29 protein-coding genes, 5 pseudogenes and 1 riboswitch are annotated in these 25,724 nt (G+C 69.0%); of the genes and pseudogenes, 15 read left to right on the top strand and 19 right to left on the bottom strand.

Going from position 1 to position 25,724, the window contains the following annotated elements:
• Positions 1–8 precede the first annotated feature (8 nt).
• Positions 9–260: pseudogene (locus ACGFSA_RS30420) on the top strand (IS3 family transposase); the annotation flags it as partial.
• A 36-nt stretch (positions 261–296) separates the two neighbouring features.
• Here ACGFSA_RS30420 and ACGFSA_RS30415 read toward each other — a convergent pair.
• Positions 297–569 (bottom strand): annotated as a pseudogene (locus tag ACGFSA_RS30415) (serine hydrolase); the annotation flags it as partial.
• Between the two features lie 360 nt (positions 570–929).
• Positions 930–1,496: a GNAT family N-acetyltransferase gene (locus ACGFSA_RS30410; protein ID WP_393309259.1), complete on the bottom strand. Its 567-nt coding sequence runs from the start codon at positions 1,494–1,496 to the stop codon at positions 930–932.
• Positions 1,497–1,770: 274 nt separating this feature from the next.
• Here ACGFSA_RS30410 and ACGFSA_RS30405 point away from each other — a divergent pair, with 274 nt between their 5' ends.
• The 3 genes from ACGFSA_RS30405 to ACGFSA_RS30395 all read left to right on the top strand — a co-directional run bounded on the left by ACGFSA_RS30405 (position 1,771) and on the right by ACGFSA_RS30395 (position 4,513).
• The gene (locus ACGFSA_RS30405; RefSeq protein ID WP_393309258.1) at positions 1,771–2,373 is read left to right on the top strand and encodes a hypothetical protein; all 603 of its coding nucleotides are present in this window, start codon (positions 1,771–1,773) and stop codon (positions 2,371–2,373) included.
• Between the two features lie 314 nt (positions 2,374–2,687).
• Positions 2,688–3,398 carry a lysophospholipid acyltransferase family protein gene (locus tag ACGFSA_RS30400; RefSeq protein WP_393309257.1) on the top strand — a complete coding sequence of 237 codons (711 nt, stop codon included), beginning with the start codon at positions 2,688–2,690 and terminating at the stop codon, positions 3,396–3,398.
• A 65-nt stretch (positions 3,399–3,463) separates the two neighbouring features.
• Positions 3,464–4,513 carry an NAD-dependent epimerase/dehydratase family protein gene (locus ACGFSA_RS30395; protein WP_393309256.1) on the top strand — a complete coding sequence of 350 codons (1,050 nt, stop codon included), beginning with the start codon at positions 3,464–3,466 and terminating at the stop codon, positions 4,511–4,513.
• A gap of 70 nt (positions 4,514–4,583) precedes the next feature.
• Here the strand turns inward: ACGFSA_RS30395 and ACGFSA_RS30390 are convergent, their stop codons facing one another.
• From ACGFSA_RS30390 to ACGFSA_RS30350, 9 genes are all read right to left on the bottom strand, one after another.
• On the bottom strand, positions 4,584–6,158 hold the full coding sequence (locus tag ACGFSA_RS30390) for an alpha/beta hydrolase (protein ID WP_393309255.1): 1,575 nt from the start codon (positions 6,156–6,158) through the stop codon (positions 4,584–4,586).
• A 159-nt stretch (positions 6,159–6,317) separates the two neighbouring features.
• Positions 6,318–7,088: an urease accessory protein UreD gene (locus tag ACGFSA_RS30385; RefSeq protein WP_393309254.1), complete on the bottom strand. Its 771-nt coding sequence runs from the start codon at positions 7,086–7,088 to the stop codon at positions 6,318–6,320.
• A complete protein-coding gene (gene ureG, locus ACGFSA_RS30380; RefSeq protein ID WP_393309253.1) occupies positions 7,085–7,762 on the bottom strand; it encodes an urease accessory protein UreG in 678 nt (225 codons plus the stop codon). Before ureG ends, ACGFSA_RS30385 begins: the two co-directional genes overlap by 4 nt.
• A 36-nt stretch (positions 7,763–7,798) precedes the next feature.
• The gene (locus ACGFSA_RS30375; protein ID WP_393309252.1) at positions 7,799–8,461 is read right to left on the bottom strand and encodes an urease accessory protein UreF; all 663 of its coding nucleotides are present in this window, start codon (positions 8,459–8,461) and stop codon (positions 7,799–7,801) included.
• A 13-nt stretch (positions 8,462–8,474) separates the two neighbouring features.
• Complete coding sequence (locus ACGFSA_RS30370; protein WP_393309251.1) at positions 8,475–10,196, bottom strand: urease subunit alpha; 1,722 nt, start codon at positions 10,194–10,196, stop codon at positions 8,475–8,477.
• On the bottom strand, positions 10,189–10,500 hold the full coding sequence (locus ACGFSA_RS30365; protein ID WP_393309250.1) for an urease subunit beta: 312 nt from the start codon (positions 10,498–10,500) through the stop codon (positions 10,189–10,191). The genes ACGFSA_RS30370 and ACGFSA_RS30365 overlap by 8 nt, the downstream gene beginning before the upstream one ends.
• Positions 10,501–10,512: 12 nt before the next feature.
• Positions 10,513–10,815 (bottom strand): urease subunit gamma, encoded by a 303-nt coding sequence (locus ACGFSA_RS30360; protein ID WP_037822390.1) that lies wholly within the window; start codon positions 10,813–10,815, stop codon positions 10,513–10,515.
• A 138-nt stretch (positions 10,816–10,953) separates the two neighbouring features.
• The gene (locus ACGFSA_RS30355; RefSeq protein WP_393309249.1) at positions 10,954–11,103 is read right to left on the bottom strand and encodes a hypothetical protein; all 150 of its coding nucleotides are present in this window, start codon (positions 11,101–11,103) and stop codon (positions 10,954–10,956) included.
• Positions 11,087–11,371 (bottom strand): type II toxin-antitoxin system Phd/YefM family antitoxin, encoded by a 285-nt coding sequence (locus tag ACGFSA_RS30350; RefSeq protein ID WP_393309248.1) that lies wholly within the window; start codon positions 11,369–11,371, stop codon positions 11,087–11,089. The genes ACGFSA_RS30355 and ACGFSA_RS30350 overlap by 17 nt, the downstream gene beginning before the upstream one ends.
• Before the next feature lie 89 nt (positions 11,372–11,460).
• Here ACGFSA_RS30350 and ACGFSA_RS30345 point away from each other — a divergent pair, with 89 nt between their 5' ends.
• The 4 genes and pseudogenes from ACGFSA_RS30345 to ACGFSA_RS30330 form a co-directional block, all read left to right on the top strand.
• Positions 11,461–12,096 (top strand): ATP-dependent Clp protease proteolytic subunit, encoded by a 636-nt coding sequence (locus tag ACGFSA_RS30345; protein WP_393309247.1) that lies wholly within the window; start codon positions 11,461–11,463, stop codon positions 12,094–12,096.
• 7 nt (positions 12,097–12,103) lie between these two features.
• Positions 12,104–12,412: a hypothetical protein gene (locus ACGFSA_RS30340; RefSeq protein ID WP_393309246.1), complete on the top strand. Its 309-nt coding sequence runs from the start codon at positions 12,104–12,106 to the stop codon at positions 12,410–12,412.
• Between the two features lie 315 nt (positions 12,413–12,727).
• Positions 12,728–12,914: riboswitch (cyclic di-AMP (ydaO/yuaA leader) on the top strand.
• 3 nt (positions 12,915–12,917) lie between these two features.
• Positions 12,918–13,391 carry a C40 family peptidase gene (locus tag ACGFSA_RS30335; protein WP_393309245.1) on the top strand — a complete coding sequence of 158 codons (474 nt, stop codon included), beginning with the start codon at positions 12,918–12,920 and terminating at the stop codon, positions 13,389–13,391.
• 350 nt (positions 13,392–13,741) lie between these two features.
• A pseudogene (locus tag ACGFSA_RS30330) lies at positions 13,742–13,996 on the top strand (IS5/IS1182 family transposase); the annotation flags it as partial.
• A gap of 80 nt (positions 13,997–14,076) precedes the next feature.
• Here the strand turns inward: ACGFSA_RS30330 and ACGFSA_RS30325 are convergent.
• The 4 genes and pseudogenes from ACGFSA_RS30325 to ACGFSA_RS30310 all read right to left on the bottom strand — a co-directional run.
• Positions 14,077–15,000 (bottom strand): phosphotransferase family protein, encoded by a 924-nt coding sequence (locus tag ACGFSA_RS30325; RefSeq protein ID WP_393309244.1) that lies wholly within the window; start codon positions 14,998–15,000, stop codon positions 14,077–14,079.
• 227 nt (positions 15,001–15,227) lie between these two features.
• Positions 15,228–15,551: a transposase domain-containing protein gene (locus tag ACGFSA_RS30320; protein WP_393309243.1), complete on the bottom strand. Its 324-nt coding sequence runs from the start codon at positions 15,549–15,551 to the stop codon at positions 15,228–15,230.
• A gap of 10 nt (positions 15,552–15,561) precedes the next feature.
• The gene (gene ltrA / locus ACGFSA_RS30315) at positions 15,562–16,995 is read right to left on the bottom strand and encodes a group II intron reverse transcriptase/maturase (protein WP_393309242.1); all 1,434 of its coding nucleotides are present in this window, start codon (positions 16,993–16,995) and stop codon (positions 15,562–15,564) included.
• 606 nt (positions 16,996–17,601) lie between these two features.
• Positions 17,602–17,793: pseudogene (locus ACGFSA_RS30310) on the bottom strand (transposase domain-containing protein); the annotation flags it as partial.
• 137 nt (positions 17,794–17,930) lie between these two features.
• Between ACGFSA_RS30310 and ACGFSA_RS30305 the strand changes: the two are divergent.
• Positions 17,931–18,308 (top strand): hypothetical protein, encoded by a 378-nt coding sequence (locus ACGFSA_RS30305; protein WP_393309241.1) that lies wholly within the window; start codon positions 17,931–17,933, stop codon positions 18,306–18,308.
• Positions 18,309–18,316: 8 nt separating this feature from the next.
• On the opposite strand, the pseudogene ACGFSA_RS30300 reads toward ACGFSA_RS30305, so the two are convergent.
• The 3 genes and pseudogenes from ACGFSA_RS30300 to ACGFSA_RS30290 form a co-directional block, all read right to left on the bottom strand.
• Positions 18,317–18,664 (bottom strand): annotated as a pseudogene (locus tag ACGFSA_RS30300) (transposase); the annotation flags it as partial.
• 131 nt (positions 18,665–18,795) lie between these two features.
• The gene (locus ACGFSA_RS30295) at positions 18,796–19,266 is read right to left on the bottom strand and encodes an NUDIX domain-containing protein (RefSeq protein WP_393309240.1); all 471 of its coding nucleotides are present in this window, start codon (positions 19,264–19,266) and stop codon (positions 18,796–18,798) included.
• Positions 19,267–19,268: 2 nt separating this feature from the next.
• Positions 19,269–19,988 carry an XRE family transcriptional regulator gene (locus ACGFSA_RS30290; protein ID WP_393309270.1) on the bottom strand — a complete coding sequence of 240 codons (720 nt, stop codon included), beginning with the start codon at positions 19,986–19,988 and terminating at the stop codon, positions 19,269–19,271.
• Between the two features lie 280 nt (positions 19,989–20,268).
• Between ACGFSA_RS30290 and ACGFSA_RS30285 the strand changes: the two genes are divergently transcribed.
• The 3 genes from ACGFSA_RS30285 to ACGFSA_RS30275 all read left to right on the top strand — a co-directional run bounded on the left by ACGFSA_RS30285 (position 20,269) and on the right by ACGFSA_RS30275 (position 21,154).
• Entirely contained in the window at positions 20,269–20,511 is a 243-nt protein-coding gene (locus ACGFSA_RS30285; protein WP_393309239.1) for a hypothetical protein, read from the top strand.
• On the top strand, positions 20,499–20,744 hold the full coding sequence (locus ACGFSA_RS30280) for a hypothetical protein (protein ID WP_393309238.1): 246 nt from the start codon (positions 20,499–20,501) through the stop codon (positions 20,742–20,744). The genes ACGFSA_RS30285 and ACGFSA_RS30280 overlap by 13 nt, the downstream gene beginning before the upstream one ends.
• A 275-nt stretch (positions 20,745–21,019) precedes the next feature.
• Positions 21,020–21,154, top strand: a complete 135-nt coding sequence (locus ACGFSA_RS30275; protein ID WP_393309237.1) for a DUF397 domain-containing protein — start codon at positions 21,020–21,022, stop codon at positions 21,152–21,154.
• A 4-nt stretch (positions 21,155–21,158) separates the two neighbouring features.
• Here the strand turns inward: ACGFSA_RS30275 and ACGFSA_RS30270 are convergent, their stop codons facing one another.
• Complete coding sequence (locus ACGFSA_RS30270) at positions 21,159–22,301, bottom strand: 8-amino-7-oxononanoate synthase (protein WP_393309236.1); 1,143 nt, start codon at positions 22,299–22,301, stop codon at positions 21,159–21,161.
• A 144-nt stretch (positions 22,302–22,445) separates the two neighbouring features.
• Here ACGFSA_RS30270 and bioB point away from each other — a divergent pair, with 144 nt between their 5' ends.
• From bioB to bioD, 3 genes are read left to right on the top strand one after another with little or no spacing between them, the layout of a single operon-like run.
• Positions 22,446–23,639, top strand: coding sequence for a biotin synthase BioB (gene bioB, locus ACGFSA_RS30265; RefSeq protein ID WP_393309269.1), 1,194 nt, complete (start codon positions 22,446–22,448; stop codon positions 23,637–23,639).
• Entirely contained in the window at positions 23,632–24,936 is a 1,305-nt protein-coding gene (locus tag ACGFSA_RS30260; RefSeq protein WP_393309235.1) for an adenosylmethionine--8-amino-7-oxononanoate transaminase, read from the top strand. Before bioB ends, ACGFSA_RS30260 begins: the two co-directional genes overlap by 8 nt.
• A 1-nt stretch (position 24,937) precedes the next feature.
• Positions 24,938–25,633, top strand: a complete 696-nt coding sequence (gene bioD, locus ACGFSA_RS30255; protein ID WP_393309234.1) for a dethiobiotin synthase — start codon at positions 24,938–24,940, stop codon at positions 25,631–25,633.
• The last annotated feature ends 91 nt before the right edge of the window (positions 25,634–25,724 follow it).

The following is a 25,724-nucleotide window of genomic DNA, read 5'->3' as shown; positions in this document are numbered from 1 at the left end:
GGGCCTACGGTGTTCCCCGGGTCACTGCCGGCCTGCGGCGCAAGGGACGGCGGGTCAACCGGAAGCGGGTCGAGCGGCTGATGCGCGAGCGCGGCATCCGCGGGATCACCCGCCGCAAGCGCCGGAGCCTGACCGAGGCCGACACCGAGGCCGCCCCGTCACCCGACCTGCTCGGGCGCCGCTTCACCGCCGCCGAGCCCGGCACGAAGCGGGAGATCGGGACCACCGTTTGGGAGTCCCCGCGTCGGCCAGCGACGTAGGTGCGATTGGCTGATCGAGGCCCGTATCCTCCTCGCTCACCGCGTCCGCAACTGATCGTGCAGGGCTCGGGCCACATGCGCCATCACTGCCTCTGCCGTCGGCTGGGCGGCTGCTGGCACGGTGGACTCCGTCAAGGCAGCGATGGCGTACCGTGAGCCGTCCTCGTGTTCGACCACCCCGATCTCGTGGCGCAGATTGAGCAGTGTGCCGGTCTTGGACGACCATCGTGAGGCATCCGAGCTGAAGTCGGGCGCGAGCCGGTGCCGGATGACGTTCTCGCCCATGAGCGAGCGCACCTGCGCGGCGACGGCGACCGGGGTCGCCGCTGCCAGCGCGCAGGTGGTATCCGCGGGCGACGGGTGTGCCCGCCAGCGCACGCCAGTACAGGTCCAGTTCTTCCGCCTGCTTGGCCGAGCAGAGCAACAGGGCGCCGGTACAGAGGGTTTCGGACACGGCCGCAGTGAGCGAGGCCGCGACCGTGGTCTACGCGGGCAGGAGGGCGGCGCGGTGGCCGAGCTGTTCCAGACGGTCCCGGATGTGGGGCAGGTCCGCCTCGTACTCCGTCCTGGCCTTCGGCCTGTACAAGATGCTCGGCTTCCGCTTCGCTCCGCGCGGTCCGCGGCTTGCCGAGACAGGGAAGACCGTCGCCACGCCGGGACGAGACCCGGTCACGCAGCCCTGCGCCGTATGTGCAGATGGCCATCGAGAGGGTAAGAGGGCGGCGCCGACGGCAGGATCCGGTCGAACTCGTAGCCGCTCTTCTCGGCAACACGGCAGGACGCCAGGTTGTCCACCTGATGGAGGAGTTCGAGGCTTTCCAGGCCATCGGCTCGGAAAGTGTCGAGAGACCAGGCGGTGAGAACCTCCAGGGCGCGGGGAGCCACGCCTTGCCCGCGAGCCCATGCTGCCGTCCAGTAGCCGACCTCGGCGGAGGACTTGCCGGATGCCACTTCCTTGAGCACCACGTTGCCCACCAACCGCGCCGGCGCCGCGTCAGAGGCCGTTTCAAGGACGGCAAAGCCGAACCGATCGCCCGCTGCCCATCCCCGCTCCTGCGTCTGCACCCATCGCAGTCCGTCGGCCTCACTGTCCATCGGAGGGCTCGCCCAACGACGCAGATCGGGATCCTGGTAGACCTCAACCAGTGCAGCAACGTCTTCGACGGACCAGGGACGAAGGACGAGAGCCGGAGCAGTCGGCGTCGCGGCAGCCTTGAGTATGAAGGAGGCGTTCACCAGCCGATCATATAAAGCAGCGCTTGCACCCGGGGTTAATGGAAGAGCCTGAGTGCGACACTGGGCCCCTCAACTGCTCTGAGGGAGCCCAGTCTCTTTTCAGCAGCGCTTGGCGCGGTGTGGCCTACGAAGGCCGGCCGCGCGCCTGAGGAGACCTGGAAGTGCGGGATGCTCACGTCCGTGTCGTTTCGGCGATGAAGTCGCTGGACCATACGGGTGAGTTCGTGGCTCCGGGGCTGTCGCAGGCACACGCGGACTGCGTAAAACCGGGGTTGTGATCAAGAACCTCGTGTGTCGCGGCCTGCCCGCGCTCGCCCTCGCAGCCCTGCCCGTCCTGGCCTCCGTTCCTGCCGCTGACGCCGTGGAGAGCAGCCGTGCCGTCCGCAGCACGCAGCCCCGAGAGTCGTTCGAGAACTTCACGGGCGGCTTGAACGACGCTATCGGTACCAACGTGAGGTATGCGACCCAGGCGCAGATCGACGGCGTGGAAGACCTCATGAAGCGGTGGCGGGGCAAGGTCGGCAAGGAGGACTGGCCCGGCCTGTACATCGTCGTTCTGTCGATCTGGACGACGTCCGCCCTGAACCAGAACTCGATTATCGTCAAGCAGTTCATGGACCCCGCGAAGGCGGACTCGCACCTGATCGACCTGCCGACGGCCCAACTGCCCGCCGACCCGGTCTTCGTCGCCCTCGACAACTTGGCCCGGATCGTGCAGGACAACGTCGCGGCGGAGATGGTGTTCCCCGTTGACCGGAAACTGGCGGACGCGCTGAAGGGGCCCGAGGATCTGCTGGCGCAGGAGATCCTGCACCAGCTCGCCTGCCCCTACCAGAGCAAGACCGCTGCGAAGACGGCCGTAGGCGCGGCCTCGTAGAAACGGCCCGGCCACGCCGGCCTGAACGCCGGTCACGAACAGCATGCCAACGGCTTCCTCGTCATCTCGGCCGAGGAAGCCGTTGCCGTTCCAGCACATCCACGGGCTCGCACTGCCCGGCGAGTCCGGTGTTCGTCGACCCGCGATCCGGCTCATCAGCCCCTCGAACGCGCCCCGCCGGCGAGCGGGATCTATGCCGTGACCCGCCGCCACCGTCTCTTCGTCGGTCCGCACAAGCTGTCCTCCCCTGCGAACTCCGCTGCCCTGGCAGAATGCAGCCCTGGAGCCGATCCGGCAGAGCTAGGAGCCGCCCCGTGTTCTACTACGTGCTCAAATACGTCATTCTGGGGCCACTGCTGCGCTTGCTGTTCCGGCCCAGGATCGAGGGACTGGAGCACATCCCGGAGGACGGTGCGGCCATCGTCGCCGGCAACCATCTGTCGTTCTCCGACCATTTCCTGATGCCCGCGATCATCAAACGGCGCATCACCTTCCTCGCCAAGGCGGAGTACTTCACCGGCCCGGGCCTCAAGGGGAGGCTGACTGCCGCGTTCTTCCGCAGCGCCGGGCAGATTCCGGTGGACCGGTCCGGGAAGGACGCGGGGCAGGCCGCGATCCGTGAAGGGCTCGGGGTGCTGAGCAAGGGCGAGCTGCTCGGGATCTACCCGGAGGGCACCCGTTCGCACGACGGCCGGCTCTACAAGGGCAAGGTCGGTGTCGCGGTCATGGCGCTCAGGGCGCGGGTGCCCGTCGTGCCGTGCGCGATGGTCGGTACGTTCGAGATCCAGCCTCCCGGCAGGGTCGTGCCGCGGATCAAGCGGGTCACCATCCGCTTCGGTGAGCCGCTGGACTTCTCCCGTTACGCCGGCATGGAGGATCAGAAGGCGGCGATCAGGGCGGTCACCGACGAGATCATGTACGCGATTCTCGGGCTCTCCGGTCAGGAGTACGTCGACGAGTACGCGGCCAAGGTGAAGGCCGAACAGGCCGAGCGGGCGCAGAAGTTCCCGAAACGGAGACGCTGACGGCGAATCCGCGAGGGGCGAACTCCCGTGGTCCGACGGGCCGGCCACCGCCTAGCGTGCACCTCATGAGCAAGGGACACGCATGGGTTCTCGGAGCAACGGGACAGATCGGGCGGGTGGCCGTGCGGGCGCTCGCCGAGGACGGCTGGAAGGTGACGGCGGCCTCGCGCGCGGGCGGCCGGGACGAGCGATGGGCCGATGACGTACGGGCAGTCGCCCTCGACCGCGACGAGGAGGGGGCACTCGCCGCGGCGCTGGGCGACGGGTGCGACGTGCTGGTCGACATGGTGGCGTACGGCGAGCAGCACGCCCGGCAGCTGACCGGGCTCGCCGGCCGGATCGGTTCGGCCGTCGTCATCTCCAGCGGCGCGGTGTACGAGGACGCCCGCGGCCGCAGTTTCGACACGCAGGACGAGCCCGACGGGGCTCCGCAGTACCCGCTGCCGATCCCGGAGACACAGTCCACGGTGGCGCCCGGCGATGCCACGTACGGGACCCGGAAGGTCCGGCTGGAGCGGGATCTGCTCGCGGCGGGTGACGCCCTGCCGGTGACACTGTTGCGGGCCGGTGCGATCCATGGCCCGTACTGCCGCTCCCCGCGCGAACTGTACTTCGTGAAACGACTCCTGGACGGCCGCAGGCGCCGGGTCCTCGCCTACAACGGCGCGGGCCGGTTCCATCCGGTCCATGTGTCCAACGTCGCCGAGCTGATCAGGCTCGCCGCCCTGCGGCCCGGATCGCGGGTGCTCAACGCGGGCGATCCGCAGGCGCCTACGGTCGCGGAGATCGCGTCGGCGATCGACGGGGTACTCGGCCTGGAGACGGAGACGGTGCTGGTGGACGGACCGCCTCCCGCGGGGCACGTGGGCGAGACGCCGTGGAGCAGTGCCCATCCCATCGTCTATGACATGACGGCGGCCGAGAAGGAGATCGGCTACCGGCCGGTGACCGGCTATGCGGAGTCGCTGCCGGAGACCGTGGAGTGGCTCGCCGCGCGGCTGGACGGACGGGACTGGCGGGACGCCTTCCCGGCGATGCTGCGGGCGTACGGCGAGGTCCTCTTCGACTACTCGGCGGAGGACGCCTGGCTGGAGCGGTACGACCGGGGGGTGTGAACGGTCCTCGTACGGGAGGACGGGCGGCCGGTGGTTCCTGTCCGGCCGCCCGTCCCCGTCACTCAGTCGCCTACGGCTTGGGCGTGGCGTGCGGGGTGCACGTCACGTCCTGACCGTCGGTCTGCCCGGTGAGCAGGTAGGTGTCCACCCGCTCGTTGATGCAGGGGTTGACCAGGCCCGTGACACCGTGCGAACCGGCGTCCTTCTCGGTGATCAGACGCGAACCCTTGAACCGCTTGTGCAGCTCGACGGCGCCCTCGTACGGGGTGGCGGCGTCACGCGTGGACTGCACGATCAGCACCGGCGGCAGGCCCTTGCCGGTCTTGACCTCCAGCGGGGTCTGCTGCTTGGCCGACCAAGTCGCACAGGGCAGGTTCATCCAGGCGTTCGCCCAGGTCATGAACGGGTAGTCCTTGTGCAGCCGGGTGTTGTCGCGGTCCCACGTCTGCCAGTTGGTGGGCCACTTGGCGTCCGCGCACTCGACGGCCGTGTACACGGCGTTGCCGTTCTCGGAGGAGGCGTTCCCCGCGAGGTCCGACATGTCGGGGCCCGCGGCGTCGACCAGCGCCTGGGTGTCGCCGGCCCGGTAGTCCCTCCAGGTCCGGGCGATGCGCACCCAGGTGGAGTCGTAGTACGGCGCGCTCTGGAAGAAACCGATGAGCTCGGCGGGTCCGACGACGCCACCGATCGGGTTCTTCTTGGCCGAGGCGCGCAGCTTCAGCCACTCCTGCTCGACCTGGGCAGGCGTCGTGCCGATGTGGAAGGCCGCGTCGTTCTGGGCGACCCATGCCTTCCAGTCGTCCCAGCGCTTCTGGAAGGCGATGTCCTGGTTGAGGTTGGCCTCGTACCAGATGTTGTCCTTCGCCGGATTGACCACGCTGTCGACGACCATGCGCCGGACGTGATCCGGGAACATCGTGCCGTAGACCGCTCCGAGGTAGGTGCCGTAGGAGACGCCCAGGAAGTTGAGCTTCTCCTCACCGAGCGCGGCGCGGATGACATCCAGGTCGCGTGCGGTGTTCGGCGTGGTCATGTGCGGCAGCATGTCGCCGCTGCGCTCGGCGCAGCCGTCCGCGTACTCGGCGGCGAGCTTGCGCTGGGCGCGCTTGTCGGCCTCGCTGTCGGGTACCGGGTCGGGCTTCGGGGCCTTCACGAACTCCTGCGGGTCGACGCAGGAGATCGGCGCCGAGTGGCCGACACCGCGGGGGTCGAAGCCGACGAAGTCGTACGCCTGCGCGGTCTTCGTCCACAGCGGGTTCTTGCTGGTGATCCGGGTGGGGAAACGCAGCCCGGAACCACCGGGGCCGCCCGGGTTGTAGAGCAGCGCGCCCTGCCGCTGCTCCTTCGTGCCGGTGCTGACGTGCCGGTCGACCGCGAGCTTGATCTGCTTGCCGTCGGGCTTGGCGTAGTCGAGCGGCACGGTCACCCAGCCACACTGAATAGGTGTGGCCAGGGCCCAGTCGGCCGGGCAGTCCTTCCAGTCGATGCCGGCGTCGGCCGCCCGTGCGGCGGCGATCTGTACGCCGTGCGCCTCCGAACCGTTGTGATGGCCTTCGGCTGTGGCAGTCGGCGCGACTATGGCACCGGCTATGAGCGTGCCCGCGATCAGAGTACCGGCCGAGCCAAGCACTGCTGTGCGTCTCAAGTGGAACCTCCCCCATTGTCTGAAGCGCCGCAGGTAGCGGCGCAGTTCACATCGGGTCCTCCCGCGGATCCTGTCGCCTATGGGGTCCCTGGGAACAGGCTGTACACGCACTTCTTTACCGAATCGATAACCGGAGACCCCTGTCCCGCTGAGCGGTGCTTACCCGCGTCCACCGTCCAGCTCGTCCAGAGCGCCGTCCAGGATGGTACGCAGCAGTCGGGCATCAGGGGCCACGGCGGTCACCAGCACCCCGGGGCCGGCGAGCCGGGTGAGTACGGCGGTCGGCCCCAGCAGTCGCGTTTCAGGGCATTCATCCTCGAATGCCGGGTCCACGAAGAGGAGTTGACCGACCGCGCGATGGCCGCCGAGTACGGCCCCGCCGTCCCAGCCGCCGGGCGCCCCGGGACCGTACGCCACCTCCTGGTCGAGCAGCGGACGACCGGCGCGGTGAACGGTGAGGCGGGCATGGAGGGTGCCGGTGGACTCGCCGTGCCGGCCGAGGATCTGCTCCTCACGCAGCACCAGCCGTGCCGTGGCGGCGAGTTCGACCCGGGTGGTCATGTGCAGCTCGCTGCCGGACGCGGAAATGAGCTGCTCCGGAAGCCAGTTGAGCACTCCCCGCTTCGCCACGCTCAACGCGATGTCGTACGAGGCGGGTTGGGGCCTCCGCCCTGGTCCGGGCAGCGCGACGGTGGCCGCGGCGGAGTCCACCGTGAGCCCGGCGCCCTCCTCGACGCGCGCAGCGATGGAGAGCCGGTCGCCGCCCAGCGGTGCGCTCATCGCGCCGACGACGGTGACGCGGGCGTACGGAGCGGTGGTGGCCCTGGTCCGGCGCAGGGCGAGCGGCCCGTCGCTCTCCAGCACGGGAAGGGCCGTGGCGCCGCGGCCGTCGAGGACGGCGGTGATCCGGGCGGCCGCCTGGACGCTCATGCGGTCCAGGCGGCGAGCTGTGCGCGCACCCAGGCCGCCACGGGGTCGGCCCCTTCGCCGGAGGTGAGAGAGGTAAAGACCACCGGGAGTGGGCCGCGCTGCTGTGCGGCATCGTGAGCCATCCGGTCCAGATCGGAGCCGACGTACGGGGCGAGGTCGGTCTTGTTGATCACGAGGAGGTCCGAGGTGGTGACGCCGGGGCCGCCCTTGCGCGGGATGTCGTCGCCGCCCGCCACGTCGATGACGAAGATCTGGGCGTCGACAAGGCCCTTGGAGAAGGTGGCGGTGAGATTGTCGCCGCCGGACTCGACGAGGATCAGATCGAGAGATCCGACGCTGTTCTCCAGGTCCTCGACGGCTTCGAGGTTGGCGGAGATGTCGTCACGGATGGCGGTGTGCGGGCAGGCGCCGGTCTCGACGGCCTGAATGCGCTCGGGCGGGAGTACGGCGTTGCGGAGCAGGAACTCGGCGTCCTCGCGGGTGTAGATGTCGTTGGTGACGACAGCGATGGACAGCTGGTCACGCAGCGCGCGGCAGAGCGCGGCGACCGTCGCCGTCTTGCCTGAGCCGACCGGCCCGCCGAGCCCGATGCGCAGGGCACGGCGGGTGCCGTCCGGGCGTGCGGCGTCGGCACTCACCGTGGCCGGGCCGTCGTGGGAGTGGTCGAGATGCATGGGTGCGGCTCCTGGTGGGGTGTGGTGCGTGTGCTTCTACGAGGCGAACAGGCGGACCGGCCACGTGGCGTGGGCCTCCGCGGTGATGTCGAGCAGCGGCGCCGATGCGGCGGGCAGCGCGTCGATGCCGCCAAGTGCGGCGGCGGCGGCCTGTTCGGCGACCCGGTCGAGTTCGGGTGCCAGGCGGGCGAGGACGGCGGTGGCCTCGAAGGGGTTCAGGGAGAGCAGCCGGACCACCGCGGTGGCCGGTCCGCTGACCGTCTCGTACGCCACGCAGTGCGCCGCATCCGCGGGCCCGAGCCCCGCCGCACGTGCGGTGAGGCCGAGCACGACGGGCTGGTGGGCGCCGCGCGGGCGAGCCCGGGCGAGCGCGGCGAGTTCGGGGCTGGGCCAGGTGGCGCGGGCGGCCCGCATCAGCTGACGGCCGAGCTTGCGCGCGACCGCCCGCAGGGCGGGCGACGGGGTGCGCGCGTCGGCGGCCTCGTCGAGGGCGAGCGGGTCGAGGCCGTGGGCGGCCGCCGCGGCGAGTGCCGCGGTGGTGAGTCCGGTGGTGTGGAGGCGGCCCCGGCAGAAAGCGGCCAGGTCCTCGGCGTTACGGATGCGTCCTGCCTCGACGGCCGGTTCGGCGCCACCCGAGTGGGCGTGGCCCCCGGCGGGGAACCGGCCGTCGGCGAGGACGAGCAGAGCTGCGCGGCTCATCACATGCCCTGTCTCAGAAGAGGAAGTAGCGTTGGGCCATGGGGAGTACGGCGGCGGGTGCGGGTTCGACCGGTTCGCCGTCGATGGTCACGGCGAAGCTGTCCGGGTCGACGTGGACACGCGGCAGGGCGTCGTTCTCCCGCATGTCCGCCTTGGTCACGCCACGGGTACTGGTGATCGGTACGAACCTCTTGCCGAGTCCGAGGCGTTCAGGCAGCCCGTCCTCGATGGCCGCGCTCGCGACGAAGTTGAACGAGTTCGCGGCGGGCGCCCGGCCGAATGCGCCGAACATGGGCCTGGGCATGACCGGCTGCGGGGTGGGGATGGACGCGTTGGCGTCGCCCATCTGCGCGTACGCGATCTGTCCGCCCTTGATGACGGTCTGCGGTTTGACGCCGAAGAACGCCGGCTCCCACAGCACCAGGTCGGCGAGTTTTCCGGTCTCGACGGAGCCGATCTGCTGATCGAGGCCCTGCGCGACGGCCGGATTGATGGTGTATTTGGCGACATAGCGACGAACCCGGTGGTTGTCGGCCCGACCGTCGCCGGGCAGAGGGCCACGGCGTTTCTTCATCACATGGGCGGTCTGCCAGGTGCACAGGACGACCTCGCCGACACGGCCCATCGCCTGGGCGTCGGAGGAAATGATCGAGATCGCCCCGAGGTCGTGGAGGATGTCCTCGGCCGCGATGGTGGACGGCCGGATCCGCGATTCGGCGAACGCCAGGTCCTCCGGCACGGCGGGGTTGAGATGGTGGCAGACCATCAGCATGTCGAGGTGTTCCTCGATGGTGTTGACGGTGTGCGGCCGGGTCGGATTGGTGGAGCTCGGCAGAACGTACGGCTCGGAGACCACGGTGATGATGTCCGGGGCATGCCCGCCGCCGGCGCCTTCGGTGTGGTACGCGTGGATGGAGCGCCCGGCAATCGCGGCGAGGGTGTCGGCGACGAATCCGGCCTCATTGAGGGTGTCCGTGTGGATGGCGAGCTGCGCGCCGCTCTCCTCACACACCTTCAGGCAGGCGTCGATGACGGCCGGGGTGGCCCCCCAGTCCTCATGAATCTTGAATCCGAGTGCACCGCCCCGCAGTTGGGCCCGCATGGCGTCGCCGGACATCGTGTTGCCCTTGCCGAGCAGCCCGATGTTGACGGGGTAGATCTCCAGCGACTCGAACATCCGGGCCAGGTGCCAGGCGCCCGGGGTGACCGTGGTCGCCTTCGTACCCTCGGCCGGTCCGGTGCCGCCACCGACGAGCGTGGTGACACCGGCGGAGAGGGCCTGGTCGACGGTGGTCGGCGAGATGAAGTGGACATGCGCGTCAATGGCGCCGGCCGTCACGAACTTGCCGTTGCCCGCGATGATTTCGGTCTCGGGGCCGATGACGAGGTCGGGGTGGACGCCGTCCATCGTGTCCGGGTTGCCGGCCTTGCCGATCCCGGTGATCCGGCCGTCGCGCATGCCGATGTCCGCCTTGACGATGCCCCAGTGGTCGATGATGACGGCGCCGGTGATGATCGTGTCGGGGGCTCCTTCGGCGCGGGTGGTGCGCGCCTGGCCCATCGACTCGCGGATCACCTTGCCGCCGCCGAACACCGCCTCGTCGCCCGCGAGTCCGGGACCACCGGAGCGGTCCTCCTCGACCTCGACGAGCAGATCGGTGTCGGCGAGCCGGATGCGGTCGCCGGTGGTGGGCCCGAACAGATCGGCGTACGCGGCACGGTTGAGCTCAGCCATCGAGGGCACCTCCGGTTTCGCCGCGCAGGCCCGGGACGATGCGCCCTCCGGCGAGGGGCACGAGTTCGATGTCGACGGGGATACCGGGCTCGAAGCGGACGGCGGTTCCTGCGGCGATGTTCAGCCGCAGGCCGTGCGCGGCCGAACGGTCGAAGTCCAGACCGGGGTTGGCCTCGGCGAAGTGGTAGTGCGAGCCGACCTGGACAGGCCGGTCGGCGGCGTTGAGGACGGTGAGGCGGGTGACGGCTCGGCCCTCGTTGAGCAGCACGGGCCCGTCCGCGTACAGAATCTCTCCGGGGATCACGGCGGCGCCCTGTCAGACGATCGGGTCATGGACGGTGACGAGCTTGGTGCCGTCCGGGAAGGTGGCCTCGACCTGGACGTCGTGGATCATCTCGGGGATCCCGTCCATGACGTCGTCGCGGGTGAGCACCTTCCGCCCGGACACCATCAGTTCCGAGACCGTACGGCCGTCACGGGCACCCTCCAGCAGATGCGCAGTGATCAGCGCGACCGCCTCGGGGTGGTTGAGCCGCAGTCCACGCGCCCGGCGCTTCTCCGCCACATCGGCAGCCACATGAATGAGCAGGCGTTCCTGCTCATGCGGGGTCAGTTGCAACGTGCCCACCTCACAGTCTTCCGCCCAGTCCGGTTCTGGGCGCAGCGAGACACTAACCGCATTCAACAGACTGTTGAACGAAGAATCACTGTCTCACGGCGAGGTATCGCAGGTCAGGACGCAAGTTTTTCCTGCGCGTTAACTGCTCTTTTGCGGATCCATGGACACCAGCCCGCGCAGGCCGCCCTCCAGCCCCTCGGGCGCGGCGTCCCCGAACATCGTCGGCTGCGCCATGAACCCCTGGGCGGTGGCGATCAGCATGCAGGGGCGGTCAGTTGCCCGCGTCATGCTGTCCCCGGTGTTCCGCCGCGATACCGAAGCGCCGCCGTTCGCCCGGAGCGGACACCACGGAGCCGATCGAGGAGACCGAGCTGATCACCTGCTCCTCCGCAACAGCCGCGTCGCTCTCAAGTCGCTCCAGGTCAGCGGCCGAGACGAGCGCAACGAGCGGCTTTCCGTGCCGCGTCACCACGACTCGCTCGCCGCCGTAGACGACGCGGTTGATCAGTTCGGCGAGTTCAGCTCGCGCTTGCGTCACCGGAATCTCGTAGGCCATAGTCCCCATCATAACCTTCTGTACGTCCTGTACATTTTTTACGGATGCCCGCGCAGGCCCCGTACAGACACCGGAGGAGAGGCCTCGCCATGTTCCGCCATGCCGCCCGTTACGTCCTGCCCGAGTTCACCGAGCGCACGACCGACGGGACCCGCACCCTCGACCCGTACTCCAAGCTGCTCGCCGAGCGCATCGTCTTCCTCGGAACCCCGGTCGACGACACCGCCGCCAACGACCTGATCGCGCAGTTCATGTATCTGGAGCACGCGGCGCCCGACCGGCCGATCTCCCTCTACATCAACTCCCCCGGCGGCTCGTTCGGCGCCATGTCCGCCATCTACGACACGATGGGGTACCTCACCTGCGAGGTGGAGACGTTCTGCCTCGGCCAGGCCGGCTCCAGCGCGGCGGTCCTGCTCGCCGCGGGCGCTCCCGGCCGCCGGCACGCCCTGCACGGGGCCAGGGTCGTCGTCCAGCAGCCCGAGCTCCCGGAGCCGGCGCAGGGCCAGCCGTCCGATCTGGAGATCGAGGCGCGGGAACTGGTCCGTGTCCGCGAGCTGCTCACCCGCATGCTGGCCCGTCACACCGGCCGCAGCGCCGAGCGGATCGCCGTCGATTTCGAGCGCGACCTCATCCTCGACGCCGCCGGGGCCAAGGCGTACGGGCTGGTGGACCACGTCCTGGAGAACCGCAAGACGTCGCTCCCGCCGAACGGCCCGAGGTGAACCGCCGATGCAGCCACCCCACCTCCCACCGCTGCCCGCACTGACGTGCGCCGAGGCCGAGTTCATCGACTGCTACCTGGAAGTGCTCGACCAGCTGGGCCGGATCAACCCCGCCCGCGGCAGCGACACCTACGGTGCGCTGCGCGCGGCCCAGGCACTCGCCTCGCGGGCGGGCGCCCTGCGGGACGCGCTCACATTGATGCACGAGCGGGGTGAAGCACAGATCCACGCCGCCACGTTGGCACGGGCACTGCGCGTGTTGGACGGGGAACGGCGGGCCGAACGGGTCACCGTGCCCCCGGCCCCGATGAGTTGATCATCACTCCGTCGGCGACACGCCCGGCATGGTGATCGAAATTTCTCGCTCGTCCGGCGCAAGGAATCCCCCGCGAGAGGGACGACTCGACTTGCGCCGCCGGCGTGGACGGTGCGCGAAGTATGCCGTTCCACCGCTGGTACGGGACCGGTCGAGGCAGCCCAACGAGTGCCCAAATCAGCCCTTGCCCACCCAAATAGACCATTGACGGCAAATCTTGCATATCGCTGTTTTGCTTCGGAAATCCGGCAGCCGGTGAGTCAAGATCCGTGGGACGACAAGCCCCCGCCACCACGGCGAGGCGGTCCGGGCGGACGCCGAGTCCTGCCGCCGCCCGGATGACTGGTCGACAGAAGTGGATCGGCAGGAGTGGAGGACCCGAGCGCAACGGGTCGACCGGGCATCCGGTCGACCCTCGGGGTGAAGCCGCATCGTGCGGCCGGGCAACTTCGCCAGCCCGAACCCGACAGGTCATCCTTCACAGGCGGCTGACGAAGGGTTGCGCATGATTGCGCAGGTTCATGTCCCGTTTCTGATCACCCGGGCCGGTACGGCCACGGTTCTGACGCTCGCCGCCGTCGGCGGCTCCATGATCGTCCCCGGCGCCGTGACCGACGCCCAGGCCGCGACGCGGTCAACGAAGGCACTCAAGATCGCCGCGTCGAAGAAAGGATCGCCGTACCGGTACGGGGCCACCGGCCCCCACCGTTTCGACTGTTCCGGGCTGACGCTGTACGCGTTCAAGAAGGTGGGCAAGAAGCTCCCGCGCACGGCCCAGCAGCAGTACAACAAGACCCGCCACGTCTCGGCGTGGAAACGGAAACGCGGCGATCTGGTCTTCTTCCACTCGGGGCGCAGCGTCTACCACGTGGGCATCTACGCCGGCAGAGGGAAGATCTGGCACTCCCCGAAGACCGGTTCCGTCGTGCGGCTGGAGAAGATCTGGACGAGGAGCGTCTGGTACGGACGAGTTCGCTGATCCCTCCGATTCTCCTCCGGCTCCCCCATTCACCACGTGTTTCAGTGCACCAGGGGTCCGGAATGGAGGTGGTGCCGAAGATGGTCTCCGCGATGTCGCCGACTCCGCTGTCCGTGCGCCGGCTGGAACCCACGGCGTTCCGGCGGACGATCTCGGTGGTGCACCACGGCGAGCGCGCGAGCGGAGCGGAGCGGCGGCGACGCCGTGCGCACTGCTGCGCGGCGGCCTCGGGCGGGCGACGTCGACGCAGTGACGTGCGGCGCCCGCTCGAGCAGTCAGGTCTGGGCGGGTACGGTCCACGGGAGCGCGATCCAGACGGTCTTGCCCGCCCGGTGGTGGGCGTGACCGTGAGCCGTCCGCCGCGCTCCTTGGCCAGACAGCGGATGATCACCATGCCGCGTCCGTTGTCCTGCTGCACGGCGACGGGCAGGCGCCGGGGCTGGCGGGGGGTGGCTGTCCGTCACTCCGAGGTGCAACTGCTCCTCGAGCGAACGATCAATGCCCTCAAGGGCTTCCGTGCAGTAGCCACCCGCTTCGACAAGCGAGCGTATGTCTTCCATGGCACCATGACCGTTGCCGCCATTCGGCTATGGCTCCGATCGTGACCCCACCGGGCAGTCCTTGGGGCTGCACACGGTCGGCACAAACACTGGTCGGCGGTATGGCAAACGCGCGTTCGCCCGCGTCACGCCGTGGCGAACCATGCCTCAGCGAGCGAAGGCAGTGTTCCTTCGGCGGGTACGTGCAGTTCCCGCATGTACCAGGAGAGGTTGCTGTACACGTGCAGCAACGTGTACGCGAGCAGCTCGGTCGGTTCGAAGGTGTGGCCGTACGCCTTGGCGAGCTGGGCCAGCAGTTGCGGATCACCTCGGGTGACAAACAAGCCGACACCGACGAAGTCGTATGCGCGGTCACCGATCATGGCCGGTTCGAAGTCGAAGAGTCCGGTCAGGCGCCACCCGTCGGGATCAACGAGGAAGTGCTGCTGCATGACCTCGGTGTGCAGCAGGGAACGGTGTGGGGCGCGTGGCAGGGGGACCGAGGCGAGGAACTCCGGGATCTGCTCCAGCCAGCCGGCCGACAGTCCGTGTGCGTGCTGCTGTTCCACGGTGCCTTCACGCCGGCGGTCCAGGAAGGCGCCCCAGTCTCCGGGACCGAGGACGTCCTCGAGGGGACCGGGATCAAGAGAGTGAAGAACTGCGAGGGTCTCTCCGATCTCGGCGACGAGCCGTTCACGGTGGGCATGCGGTATGCGGTCCCAGGCGTGGGCCAGGTTTTCGCCGCGAAGCCGGGACATCAGGACGAACTGCCAGTCGTTCTCGTACGGGCCGAACTCGCGCACCTGCGGCGTCGCTACAGGTAGCCGCCCCTGGAGATAGGACAGAACACGGCCTTCAGCGACGCCGTCCTGTGCAGCGGTTCCGGGGAACAGCTTGAGAGCATGCTCGTCGCCCACCGCGTAGACCGGCTGCGACCCGTCCGGAAAACGAGTCAGCGGTGCGTCGGCCAGACCCAGGCGTGCACAAAGGGCCTCCACTCCAGGCCGCATCACCGTCTCGTCAGGAACGACCGCATCCCACTGTTCGTCTGTTTCCACCGGAGGCAGCATGATCCAGACTGTAACCGCCCCTTTGGCGGGAGACAACGCAGTTTCGCGGCCCTCATGCCCGAGACCGCTCGACCGGGCTCGTGAGCCCAGGTGCCGGAAGGAAGTGGGTATCCGGCGGGCGGAGGAGCGCACCAGGAACTGGGCGCCGGTGGCCTGGACGTCCCGGGCGAAATCGGCTCCATCGAAGCCGGCATCGGCCAGCAGGAGCATCGTGCGGTCCAGCACACTCAACAGGACGAACCGGCCTGCCCGAGGTGGGCGACGGGTCCGGCAAGGATCTCGAACAGCCGCCGCAGCGGTGCCGCTCCTATTCGCCGTCGGGCTCTGGACAGCGAGGAGACCGCCGGACGCACCAACGGCAGTCCCTCCAGCCTCGCCGTCAGCTTGCCCCACACGCCCCGATAGGAACAGCCCTCGAACAGGGCCAGGTGAAAGTCGGCCTGGGGCGCGGTTCCGGTCGTGCGACCGGCCCGTTTCCCCAGGCCGCTTCCCGAACCCGCCGTGCGGCTCTCACCGCAACGGGCTCTCCACAAGTCCCGCTGGGGGCTCACTTATCGGTCGTCATCCTGTGGCCGTCCAGGGAGTCGGGATCGCTGCGCCCCGGTATCGGTAGCGGGTCGTGCCTACCTTCTCGGGGTTGAACAGTGCCCTCTCCTGCCCGGTCGGCCATCCCCATGGGTCGCAGAAGCGACGATGGAGGTCCTTCCAGGTGATCCGGCGGTGTTTGCGGCGCAACCACCGGATGACCTGTTCACGCGCGTAATGCGCCAGGTATCCGAAGGTCGCGCTGGACACGCCGGGTTGGAAGAACGCGCACCAGCCCCGCAGCATCTGGTTGAGCCGGATAAGCAGGGTGTCGAGCGGCTGGCTCGTGTCCATCTCGCGGCACCAGGTCTTGACCTTGGCCATCAGGGCCTTGAGGGCCTTGCGGGCTGGGTAGGTGTAGACGTAGTACCGGTCGGTGCCTCGTTTTCGGTGGCGCTGGATGCGCCACCCGAGGAAATCCAGCCCGTCGTCGATGTGGGTGATCAGAGTCTTCTCCCGTGAGAGCCGCAGTCCCATCCTGGTGGACAGGACGTCGGTGATCTCCTCCCGCAGGGTCACGGCATCGGCTCTGGTGCCGGAGATCATCAGGCACCAGTCGTCGGCGAAACGGACCAGCCGATAGTTCGGCAGCCCGTGGCGGCGACGTCTGCCGCGCTCCACTTGACTGGAAGCGGGGCCTCCCGGTCCTTGGGCGATATGCTCGTCCAGGACCGACAGGGCCACGTTGCTGAGCAACGGGGACAAGATCGAACCCTGTGGGGTACCGGCGTTGGTCTCCCGCAACACGCGGTCCTCACCGAGGATGCCCGCCTTGAGGAACGCCTTCACCAGTGCCAGAACACATTTGTCTCCGACTCGCGCCCGCAACCGGTCCATCAGGTCCGGATGCGAAATTTCGTCGAAACAGGCTTGGATGTCTCCCTCAACAATCCACTCGTAGGAGCGGGAGGAGAGGTAGCGCACCTCGGCCACCGCGTCGTGGACCCGGCGCATCGGACGGAACCCGTAGGAGCACGGGAGGAAGTCCGCTTCGAACACCGGCTCCAGCACCAGCTTCAAGGCTGCCTGGACCACCCGGTCGCGAATGGTAGCGATCCCCAGGCGACGCAGCTTGCCGTTCGCCTTGGGGATCATCCGCTCCCGTACCGGCTGGGGTTGGAAACTGCGGTCCTTCAGCGAGGCCCGCAACCCGTCGAGAAAGCTCTCCACGCCCGTCCCCACAGTGACCGACGCCGCTGTGCGGCCGTCCACCCCGGCAGTTTTGGCACCCTTGTTACCCCGCACCCGGTCCCACGCCACCAGAAGGAACGCGGGATCGGCGACAAGATTGAAAAGATCATCGAACCTGCGATGAGGATCATCGCGAGCCCAGCGGTGCAGCTTGGTCTGGATCTCCAGTACCCGCAGCTCCGCCCTGAACAGGGCGTGCTCCAGCTCGTCGGTATTCACCGGCGACAACCTCCCGGCCTTCCAGTCCTTCAGCCACCAACTTGCTGTCCTCCTTCGCCATGTACGCACCTCTCGTGCGCGCGGACTACTACGAGGACTCCGCCCCATCCCACGGCCCTCAGTCGGCAACGGACCTGCCCGCTCCCCAGACCGGCTGCCTGGGCCGCGGACGGCCGCGGATGGTTCCAACGTTCCCTACGCCTCGATCAGCCAAGTAGGCGCCCAGCTCTGCCCCGGCAGCCTCGCCATACCTACGCCGCAGACCTTCGGCATGGCCTCCCCACCGACCTCGCTCCTCGGCTTCGGAGTTGACTGACACCTAACGACGTCCGTCACGCGCTGCTGACCGGCCCCGATCCACCAGATTCGAGCCGGCACTTCGATTACGGGACTTCAACCACTGATTCGCTTCCGCTGCACCTCTTGGCTTCGCTCGCCGACCCCGGACCGTCTGGCAGTACCGATCCGTCCCGGCTTTGTCAGGACTGCTTTCCGCCCTCCCCGGCGATCCCCGGATCAGGCTGTCCTCAGCTTCGATCAGGCCGCTGCGACGACCCAACGGCAGGGGCCTTCCACCCCTGCTCGAACACGTAGAACCTCGTTGCGCACAGCGAGCACGAAATACACCACCACCCGCGAAGGCAGCAGCCGCAGGCGCTTCTCGCGCCGGCCGGTCTCCTCCAGCACCGCGTCCACCAGCGCGAAATCCACGACCTGGGTCAACTCGCCCAAGTGGCCAGGCGCGTACAGACCCCCGGCCGCCTCGACCGTGCGCGTGATGACAGACTTCTCCTGCAACGGGACTCCCGATGATCTTCTTGCTCGACACAAGCTGATCTATCAGGACGTCCCGTTGCGTCATTCACCAGGGCTTGACCTGCGACTCAGGACACTAGGAACTGTCTCCTAGATCCGTCTGTGAGATCGTCGTGCTCATGATCGAGTCCTGGTTGATCGATGACGGCAGCACCGCCCCGGTATCGCTGGAGACGGTACTGGAGGTCCTTCAGGCGAGGATCGGCAGAGGGCAGCTTGAGACGTGGCTGTCCAGCTCATCCGGCCGAGCGTTGGCCGTCGTTACGAACACCGAGCGCGCGATGGTGATGCTCCTCGAAGAGGAGGGTGACCCCGGCGAGCACGCTGTGGACCCAGGAGCTAACGGGTCGAGCGAGGGGTTCATGCTGGCCAGCGGGCAGCACGACGAGTACCCGAACGAGGACACCGTGCCGATCGGTGAAGCGTTCAGGATCGTGGATCACATCGTCAGCAAGGGGTCCTGGCCCCCCGACGCTCGCTGGGTGGCTGATCGCTGACCAGCGGGCTATCGCCGGGCCCAGATGAGAATGGCGGCAAGGTGGAGTGCGGCCTGGTAGGCGATGGCGAGTTTCTCCGTCCGCATGGCTAGGCCGCGCCACTGCTTGAGCCGGTTGATGCATCGCTCGACGTCATTGCGCTGCTTGTAGGCCTCGCTGTCGAAAGCGGGCGGGCGACCGCCAGCGCGGCCTCGGTTCAAGCGGTGACCGGCCTGGTCGGCGGGCTGCTGGATGACAGTGCGAATGCCGCGCCGCCGGAGATGCCCGCGGATCGCGCGGGACGAATACGCGCGATCTGCAAGGACGGCCGCCGGCCGGTTTCGCGGTCGTCCCAGGCCCGTTCGCGGAACGCGGATCCGTGCTCACCTCCCGGTGATCCCGCCAGCGGCCGCCCCGCTTCGGCGTCCGCAGTTTTCTGGTCCGGGGAAGTGCGTGGGTGTCCCTGGTTGTGCGGGGTTGTTGCCGTCAGCTACTGCCGTCAGACGGTTCAGCCCAGGTACGGCTTCTCGCGCTGTTCCAGGAAGTGTCGGAGCCTGAGCCGTTGGGTGTGGTGCATCGGCAACTGCTCGATCTCTTCCGGCGGAACGAACCGGAGCTCGGTGGATTCGTCGGAGATCTCCAGGTGGCCGCCGATGATGCGGGCGGTGAAGCAGACGTTGAACTGGCGTCGGACCTCGCCGTCGGTGTAGGCGATGATGTGTTTCGGGTCGGTGTAGGTGCCGACCAGGCCGGTGATCTCGACGCCGAGGCCCGTCTCTTCCTTGACCTCGCGGATGGCCGTGCCGGGCAGGGAGTCGGTGAGGTCCATACCTCCGCCGGGCAGCGCCCACAGATCGTTGTCGCGGCGACGCTGGAGGAGGATGCGCCCGCGGTCGTCGGTGACGACGGCGGATGCGGCAACAACCATGCTGTTCGGCTTGGGCGCGCTCGGGTCGTCGTAGTACTCGGTGCGGGCCACGGTCAGCCTTCCTCTCGTACGGGCGTCGCCGTCGCCCACACGGCGTCGAAGCTGTCGGCGTAGGTGTCGAACATGCCGCTCTCCTCGTGTCGGCGAAGATGCCACACGGGGGCGGCATAGGCGTTGACGCCCCAGACGTGGGCGTTGACGAGTTGCTGGTCGTCGGCGCGGTAGAGGGAGTTGTAGAGCGTGGTGGCGTGTGTGCGGACTTCGATGCCGGGGGTACCGGCGAGTGGCCTGTAGTGCATGAGGGCGAGGCGGCAGCGGGATTCGATGCCGTGGCCGAACCGCTCCTCCTTGCCGCGGGCTTGGACGTTGTCGCTGTCGGCGTCCCCGATCGCGATGCGGACGGTGCAGCCTTCGGCGGCGCGTTCGGTGAGGAGTTCGTTCAGCCGCGGGTACGCCTCGTGGAGGAAGACGGCCGCGTATACGAGGATGTCGATCCGTTCCCGGGCCTGGGCCAAGAGGTCGGTGAACGTCGAGACGGGGATGTCGGCCCGCTGGTCGTAGAGCGCGACCAGTTCGGGGCTGATGGCGCGGGCGGGGCGGGCTTGGCGCAGTGCCGGCCAGAGTGCGTGCACGTCTTCTCCCAGGGCTTTGGCCGCCTGTAGGGCTGTGGCACGGCGTGGAGTGCGCCCGAGGTTCACCCAGCGCTCGACCGACTTGGGGTCGATCTCGACCTCCTGGGCGAGGGCGGCGTACGTCCAGCCTCCGGCTGCCATGACGGCTCGTAGTCTCTCGTTCGGCACGAGTCTCTCCTTTCCTCTCGGGACGGCACCAGGGACGTTCTACATGGTGCAGGACGTCCCGGAGTGGGGTTTGGTGGAGGTTCCTTTGTCCCGGTGACCGGCGTGAGGATCGGTGCCGACCCTGCGGCACCGATACGCCCGGGGCACGGTCCACGCCGCCGAGGAGTATCAACGTGCGAAAGAGCGCCACCACTTGTGTTCCCGTCCTGCGGCTGAACGCCCGGTCGCGGACCGCCTCGCCGGGGTGGTCACGATGACGGCCCGCAACCCTGATGCGGTCGAGCAAACTGCCGCGCCCGGTGTGGGCGCCGTGGTGGTCGACCGGCGGGACGGCCGGGTGGGCGTGGTGAGGGGGCATGTGGGGCCGTACGTGCAGCTTCGGCCACCGCGTGGTGGCCGGGAGTGGGACGTGCCGCCCGAGGACGTACGCCTGCCGACCCCGGCCGAGGAGTTGAGCGCCAAAGTGGCCGTGGCCAACCGGAGGTGGGGCCGGTGACCCCTCGCTCGGTCCTGCGCTACGAGACCTGGACTCTCCAGCCCGGCCGCGAACCGGACGCGGAGCCGGTCCTGTATGCGATGCAGTGCGCCCTGGACGGCGAGACGTCACCGACCAGCGAGGACTTCACCGAACCGCAGAACTGGGTGCTGCGGCACTGCAGCCAGAACCCGTCCCACCACACCTACTGGGAGATCATCACCCGGCCCTGGCGGACCTGGCGGCAGACGTGACCCACTCTCCTCACCCAGGGTCCGCGCCGCGCTGACCTACCCGACTCCCGTCCCTGCCAGGCACGGCCGATCGAGGCTCCCCCGTCCTCGTCCGGCGGCATCCCCGACATCTGTGCACGAACCGCGGGGACGAGGCTGCCAACTGCTTTGCACACCTTGAGTTGCTGGACAAGGACGGGGACGTTCTCGGGTCGATCGGGGTGGCGAGCGACAAGCTGGGGGCCCGGGAAGGTGAAAACGGGAAACGCGGCGCCGCTGGACGTTGAGATCAGTGTGTGGCAGCTGCTCCGTTCGGCGCGGAGCAGCTGGCCGTGCGGGACTCCAAAGACGTGTCCAGACCCCCGCCGGGGTTCTCCGCTGCGGCCTGGACTTCGTTTGTCTCCGGTCCGAATGACGGTCCGGTCGGCTGACCGGTCAGGTCAGTGGCGCGGTCCGCAGGACGGTCGCCACCGCGGTCGCGATCTGCGCCTCCGTCAGATCGGCCCGTGCGGTGAGCCGCAGTCGCGAGACGCCGTCCGGGACCGACGGCGGGCGGAAGCAGCCCACCGCGATACCGGCCGCGCGGCAGTCGGCCGCCCAGCGCACAGCCGCGTCCGGCGAGGGTGCCTGAACCGAGACGACTGCGGCGTCGGGACATACGGCGGTCAGCCCCTGCGCGGTCAGCTGTTCGTACAGTGCGGTGGCGACCGTACGGGCCCTGCCCGCGCGTGCCGGCTCGCGGCGCAGGAGGCGCAGGCTCGCGAGAGCCGCGCCCGTCGCGGCCGGTGCGAGCCCGGTGTCGAAGATGAAGGTGCGGGCCGCGTTGACCAGATGGTCGATCACCGGGGCCGGTCCGAGGACCGCTCCGCCCTGACTGCCCAGGGACTTGGAGAGGGTCAGGGTGGTGACGATCCCGTCACCACCCGCGAGACCGGCGGCGGCGAGGGCGCCGCGCCCGCCCTCCCCGAGCACGCCCAGGCCATGCGCGTCGTCGACGAGCAGCGCGGCGCCCTCCGTACGGCAGATGCCGGCCAGTTCCGGCAGCGGCGCGGCGTCTCCGTCGACGGAGAAGACCGAGTCGGTGACGGCCAGGGCGCGGCCGCCGTGCGCGCGCAGCTTCTTGGCGACGGCTTCGGGATCCGCGTGGGGTACGACGGCGGTGTCCGCCCGGGAGAGGCGACAACCGTCCACGATGGAGGCGTGATTGCCCGCGTCGGAGACGATCAGGGAGCCACGGCCGGTGAGGGCGGTGAGCGCGGCGAGATTGGCCGCGTAGCCGGAGGAGAGGACCAGGGCCGCTTCGAAACCGCAGAATTCGGCCAGTTCGCGTTCGAGGTCGGCGTGCAGCGCGGTGGAACCGGTGACCAGCCGGGAGCCGGTGGCGCCCGCACCCCACCGGTGCGCGGCCTCGGCGGCGGCCGCGGTCACCTCGGGGTGCCGGGTAAGGCCCAGGTAGTCGTTGCTCGCAAGGTCCAGCAGTTCCGGCTCGGCGGGTCGGGGGCGCAGAGTACGGACGAGCCCGGCGTCCGCACGGCGGCGCGCCTCGTCATCGATCCAGTCGAACGGGGCGAAGGACATGTCGGCGGTCCCTTTTGTAGGCAGCTCACAGACCATAACCGGGGGCGTGGCCCGTCATGGTGTGGCAATACACACATGCTCTGCGGGCTCTATTGTCCGGTTCCTCCTTGGCTGCGGGCGGTGCCGTAAGCCAGGATCATGACCATGGACCTCCTGAACACGTTGGTGGACAAGGGGCTGCGGCGCGAGCTGCCGACCCGCGAAGAAGCGCTCGCCGTGCTGGCGACCTCGGACGACGACCTGCTCGAAGTGGTGGCCGCGGCCGGGAAGGTGCGCCGTCAGTGGTTCGGCCGGCGGGTGAAGCTGAACTATCTGGTCAATCTCAAGTCCGGGCTCTGCCCCGAGGACTGCTCGTACTGCTCTCAGCGGCTCGGCTCGAAGGCCGAGATCCTCAAGTACACCTGGCTGAAACCGGACGAGGCGTCGAAGGCCGCCGCCGCCGGGGTGGCGGGCGGCGCGAAGCGTGTCTGTCTGGTGGCGAGCGGCCGCGGTCCGACGGACCGGGACGTCGACCGGGTGTCGCAGACGATCGAAGCCATCAAGGAACAGAACGAGGGCGTCGAGGTGTGCGCCTGCCTCGGTCTGCTCTCCGCCGGGCAGGCGGACCGGCTGCGTTCTGCGGGCGCCGACGCGTACAACCACAACCTCAATACGTCCGAGGGGACGTACGGGGACATCACCACCACCCACACCTATGCGGACCGGGTGGAGACCGTCCAGCAGGCGCAGGCCGCGGGGCTCTCGGCGTGCTCCGGGCTGATCGCCGGGATGGGTGAGAGTGACGCGGATCTGGTCGACGTCGTCTTCTCGCTGCGCGAGCTGGACCCGGACTCGGTTCCGGTGAACTTCCTGATCCCGTTCGAGGGGACCCCGCTCGCCAAGGAGTGGAACCTCACCCCGCAGCGCTGTCTGCGCATTCTGGCGATGGTCCGGTTCGTCTGCCCGGATGTCGAGGTCCGGCTCGCGGGCGGCCGCGAAGTACACCTGCGCTCGATGCAGCCACTCGCCCTGCACCTGGTCAACTCGATCTTCCTGGGCGACTATCTGACCAGTGAGGGCCAGGCGGGACAGGCGGATCTGGACATGATCGCGGACGCCGGTTTCGAGGTGGAGGGTGCGGGTACGACGACGCTGCCCCGGCACCGTACGGACGCGGCGGCCGAGGCGGCCGAGGCGGAGACCGGTGGCGGCTGCGGCTCGCACGCGGGGGGCTGTGCGCCCTGCGGTGACGTGGCCGACGAACCGGGGGACGCCGAGGCCGGGGTGCCGGGCGCGCGAACCGATCTGGTGGCGGTCCGCCGTCGTGGCGCGGGAACGGATCTCGCACCCAATGCCTGAGCCCCTCTCCCCGGCCGAACTGCGGGCCCTGGACCGGGACCACGTCTGGCATCCGTACGGCCCGATGCCGGGTCGGCAGGAGCCGCTGGTGGTGGAGTCCGCGTCCGGGGTACGTCTCCGGCTCGCCGAACCAGCCTACGGGCAGAGCGAGTTGGTTGACGGCATGTCGTCCTGGTGGTCGGCGGTGCACGGTTACAACCACCCGGTGCTCAACGAGGCGGCGCGCGGCCAGCTTGACCGGATGAGCCATGTGATGTTCGGCGGGCTCACCCATGAGCCCGCCGTGCGGCTGGCCGCCAGGCTGGTCGAGATCACACCGGAGCCGCTGCGCCATGTCTTCCTCGCCGACTCGGGTTCGGTGTCGGTCGAGGTCGCGGTGAAGATGTGTCTGCAGTACTGGAGCTCGACCGGAAAGCCTGCCAAACAGCGGCTGCTGACCTGGCGCGGCGGCTACCACGGGGACACCTGGCAGCCGATGTCGGTCTGTGACCCCGAGGGCGGCATGCATGAGCTGTGGTCGGGGGTGCTGCCGCGACAGGTCTTCGCCGACGAGCCGCCCGGCGGATTCGATGAGGAACCGGATGAGACGTACGTACAGCATCTGCGGAAGCTGATCGCGCAGCATGCCGATGAGCTGGCCGCGGTGATCGTGGAGCCGGTGGTGCAGGGTGCGGGCGGGATGCGGTTCCACTCCCCCGGCTATCTGCGGGTGCTGCGCGAGGCGTGCGACGCCCATGACGTGCTGCTGGTGTTCGACGAGATCGCGACCGGTTTCGGGCGTACGGGGAAACTGTTCGCCGCCGGGCATGCCGGGGTCTCCCCCGACGTGATGTGCGTCGGCAAGGCGTTGACCGGCGGCTATCTGACGATGGCGGCAACCCTCTGCACCTCGCGGGTGGCGGACGGTATCTCGCGCGGCAAGGTCCCGGTGCTTGCGCACGGGCCGACCTTCATGGGCAATCCGCTCGCCGCATCGGTGGCCCTTGCCTCGATCGATCTGCTGCTCGGCCAGAACTGGCAGCAGGAGGTCAAGCGCCTGGAAGCAGGGTTGCTGGGGGGCCTGGCCGAGGCCCGTGCGATCGCAGGTGTACGGGATGTACGCGTTCTGGGCGCCATCGGCGTCGTACAGCTCGATCACGACGTGAACATGGCGGCGGCCACCGAGGCCGCGGTCCGTGAGGGTGTGTGGCTGCGCCCGTTCCGGGACCTGATCTACACAATGCCGCCGTATGTGACGGGCGGCGACGATCTGGCGCGAATCTGCCGTGCGGTGTGCGCGGCGGCGCGGGAGGGCTGAGATGTCGGTACTGATGGTGAGCGGTACGGGTACGGAGATCGGCAAGACGGTCGTCACGGCGGCCGTGGCCGCGGTGGCGGTCGCCGCCGGGCGTTCGGTGGCCGTGCTCAAGCCTGCCCAGACGGGCGTTGCGCCGGGCGAGCCGGGCGATGTCTTCGAGGTGCGCAGACTTGCCGGCGAGGCGGTGACCGGCCTCGAACTGGCCCGGTTCCCCGAGCCGTTGGCGCCGGACACCGCCGCGCGACGGGCGGGCCTGGCGCCGGTGCGCCCGGAACAGATCGCGGAGGCGGCCGAGAAGCTCGCCACCGAGCACGATCTGGTGCTGGTCGAGGGCGCCGGAGGGCTGCTCGTACGGTTCGACGACGAAGGCGCCACGCTCGCGGACGCGGCGCGGCTGCTCGGCGCTCCGGTCCTGGTCGTGGTACCCGCCGGGCTCGGCACGCTCAATTCCACCACGCTGACCTCGGAGGCGCTGCGGGCGCGCGGGCTGGAGTGCCTGGGCGTGGTCGTGGGCAGCATGCCCGCCGAGCCGGATCTGGCCGCACGCTGCAATCTCGACGATCTGCCGGTGGCGGCGGGCGCGCCGTTGCTGGGCACCGTACCGGCGGGCGCGGGCGCCCTCGCACCCGCCGAATTCCGTGCCCGGGCGGCGAGTTGGCTGACCGCGGAGTTGGGCGGGAACCGGACCGCCGACTAGTAGGGCTTTGTTAGGTTCTGTGGTGGGGTTCGGGTGTCGGGGCAGGTTGGCCGCATATGGAGCAGGCGCCGGTCCAGGTGGCCAGGAGGGC

It is taken from the genome of Streptomyces sp. NPDC048496, assembly GCF_043200055.1.
GTDB lineage: Bacteria > Actinomycetota > Actinomycetes > Streptomycetales > Streptomycetaceae > Streptomyces.
The sequence above is the reverse complement of the archived record's forward strand: the minus strand, read 5'-3'. Positions and strand labels throughout refer to the sequence as shown.

Excerpts from the sequence above, each read along its gene's own strand:
- ACGFSA_RS30395 (WP_393309256.1), top strand. The coding sequence starts at position 3,464 with ATGAGCAAGGGACACGCATGGGTTCTCGGAGCAACGGGACAGATCGGG.
- ACGFSA_RS30385 (WP_393309254.1), bottom strand. The coding sequence starts at position 7,088 with ATGAGCGTCCAGGCGGCCGCCCGGATCACCGCCGTCCTCGACGGCCGC.
- ureG (WP_393309253.1), bottom strand. The coding sequence starts at position 7,762 with ATGCATCTCGACCACTCCCACGACGGCCCGGCCACGGTGAGTGCCGAC.
- ACGFSA_RS30375 (WP_393309252.1), bottom strand. The coding sequence starts at position 8,461 with ATGAGCCGCGCAGCTCTGCTCGTCCTCGCCGACGGCCGGTTCCCCGCC.
- ACGFSA_RS30370 (WP_393309251.1), bottom strand. The coding sequence starts at position 10,196 with ATGGCTGAGCTCAACCGTGCCGCGTACGCCGATCTGTTCGGGCCCACC.
- ACGFSA_RS30355 (WP_393309249.1), bottom strand. The coding sequence starts at position 11,103 with ATGACGCGGGCAACTGACCGCCCCTGCATGCTGATCGCCACCGCCCAG.
- ACGFSA_RS30350 (WP_393309248.1), bottom strand. The coding sequence starts at position 11,371 with ATGGCCTACGAGATTCCGGTGACGCAAGCGCGAGCTGAACTCGCCGAA.
- ACGFSA_RS30345 (WP_393309247.1), top strand. The coding sequence starts at position 11,461 with ATGTTCCGCCATGCCGCCCGTTACGTCCTGCCCGAGTTCACCGAGCGC.
- ACGFSA_RS30340 (WP_393309246.1), top strand. The coding sequence starts at position 12,104 with ATGCAGCCACCCCACCTCCCACCGCTGCCCGCACTGACGTGCGCCGAG.
- ACGFSA_RS30335 (WP_393309245.1), top strand. The coding sequence starts at position 12,918 with ATGATTGCGCAGGTTCATGTCCCGTTTCTGATCACCCGGGCCGGTACG.
- ACGFSA_RS30325 (WP_393309244.1), bottom strand. The coding sequence starts at position 15,000 with ATGCTGCCTCCGGTGGAAACAGACGAACAGTGGGATGCGGTCGTTCCT.
- ACGFSA_RS30305 (WP_393309241.1), top strand. The coding sequence starts at position 17,931 with ATGATCGAGTCCTGGTTGATCGATGACGGCAGCACCGCCCCGGTATCG.
- ACGFSA_RS30290 (WP_393309270.1), bottom strand. The coding sequence starts at position 19,988 with ATGGCAGCCGGAGGCTGGACGTACGCCGCCCTCGCCCAGGAGGTCGAG.
- ACGFSA_RS30285 (WP_393309239.1), top strand. The coding sequence starts at position 20,269 with ATGACGGCCCGCAACCCTGATGCGGTCGAGCAAACTGCCGCGCCCGGT.
- ACGFSA_RS30270 (WP_393309236.1), bottom strand. The coding sequence starts at position 22,301 with ATGTCCTTCGCCCCGTTCGACTGGATCGATGACGAGGCGCGCCGCCGT.
- bioB (WP_393309269.1), top strand. The coding sequence starts at position 22,446 with ATGGACCTCCTGAACACGTTGGTGGACAAGGGGCTGCGGCGCGAGCTG.
- ACGFSA_RS30260 (WP_393309235.1), top strand. The coding sequence starts at position 23,632 with ATGCCTGAGCCCCTCTCCCCGGCCGAACTGCGGGCCCTGGACCGGGAC.
- bioD (WP_393309234.1), top strand. The coding sequence starts at position 24,938 with ATGTCGGTACTGATGGTGAGCGGTACGGGTACGGAGATCGGCAAGACG.